The organism is Nocardioides aequoreus (assembly GCF_000720335.1).
Lineage (GTDB): Bacteria > Actinomycetota > Actinomycetes > Propionibacteriales > Nocardioidaceae > Marmoricola > Marmoricola aequoreus.
On sequence record NZ_JOJN01000028.1, the window covers coordinates 1 to 1,331 of the forward strand.

Here is a 1,331-nt window from a genome sequence, read left to right on the forward strand (position 1 = left end):
TGAACCGCCCCGGCATGTCCGGAGAGCTGATTCGTTGGAAGGATCACTCTCATGGCACGTCCCTCGAGGTACCCGACCGAGCTGCGTGAGCGCGCGGTGCGGATGGTGATGGAGTCCCGGCAGGACTATCCGCATGAGTCCGCGGCGATCAGGTCGGTCGCGGCGAAGCTGGGCATCACCTCTACTGAATCGCTGCGCAAGTGGCTGCGTCAGGCCGAGATCGACGGCGGTGTCCGTCAGGGCAGGACCAGCGAGGAGATCGCTGAGATCAAGGCGCTGAAGAAGGAGAATGCCGAGCTTCGGCGGGCCAACGAGATCTTGAAGTCGGCCTCGGCTTTCTTCGCGGCGGAGCTCGACCGCCCCAACAGGTACTGATCGACTACATCGAGGACCACAAGATGGAGTTCGGGGTCGAGCCGATCTGCCGCGTGCTCACTGAGCACGGGATCAAGATCGCCCCTTCCACCTTCTACGAGACCCGTTCACGGCAGCCCTCCAGGCAGCAGGTCCGCGATGCGGAGCTGGTCGAGATCATGGTGGCTGAACGCAAGCGACAGAAGCTGATCGCGCGGTTCGGCGCGCGCAAGATGTGGCTGCATCTGCGTGGCCGTGGTCATGACGTTGCCCGCTGCACCATCGAACGGCTCTACCGCGAGCAGGGCTGGGTAGGGGCGCTACGGCTGAAGAAGGTCCGCACCACCCTGGGCGATCCGGCTGCCGAGCGGCCACTGGACCTGGTCGATCGACAGTTCTGGGCGAGCCGGCCAAACCAGCTGTGGGTCGCGGACTTCACCTACGTCGCGACCTGGGCCGGCACCGTCTACGTCGCCTTCGTCTTCGACGTCTTCAGCCGCAGGATCGTGGGCTGGCGAGCCGCAACGCGGATGACGACCGACCTGGTGCTCGACACACTCGAGCACGCGATCTGGACTCGCCAGCAAGCCGGTGTCACCGACCTGTCGGGACTCATCCACCACACGGACGCGGGCTCGCAATATGTCAGTTTCGCCTTCACCCAGCGGCTCGTCGACGAAGGAGTTGACCCGTCGGTCGGGTCGGTGGGCGATGCGTACGACAACGCACTCGCCGAATCGCAGATAGGGCTCTACAAGGCCGAGCTCATTCGCCCCGAAGGCCCCTGGCGCGGTGTCGAACACGTCGAACTGGAGACCCTGAACTGGGTCGACTTCTTCAACAACGAGCGCCCCCACGAGGCGCTGGACGACCTCACCCCGATCGCAGCCGAGGAACTTCACTACGCTGCAAGAAACGGGCTCCAGCCGACCGGCTGAGCCATCAAACCCAGCCTCCGGACTCGCCGGGGCGGTTCA

The 1,331-nt window shown here is 64.8% G+C and carries 1 protein-coding gene and 1 other annotated feature; the gene reads left to right on the forward strand.

Annotation, left to right across the window (positions count from 1 at the left end; all coding sequences use genetic code 11):
* The first annotated feature begins 51 nt into the window (after window positions 1-51).
* A protein-coding gene (locus IG63_RS0120180) for an IS3 family transposase (protein WP_157210328.1) occupies window positions 52-1,292 on the forward strand; the annotation gives its coding sequence in 2 pieces (ribosomal slippage) (window positions 52-334 and window positions 334-1,292; 1,242 coding nt in all).
* Window positions 333-461 (forward strand) — a sequence feature (AL1L pseudoknot). (Overlaps the previous gene by 129 nt.)
* Window positions 1,293-1,331: the final 39 nt, after the last annotated feature.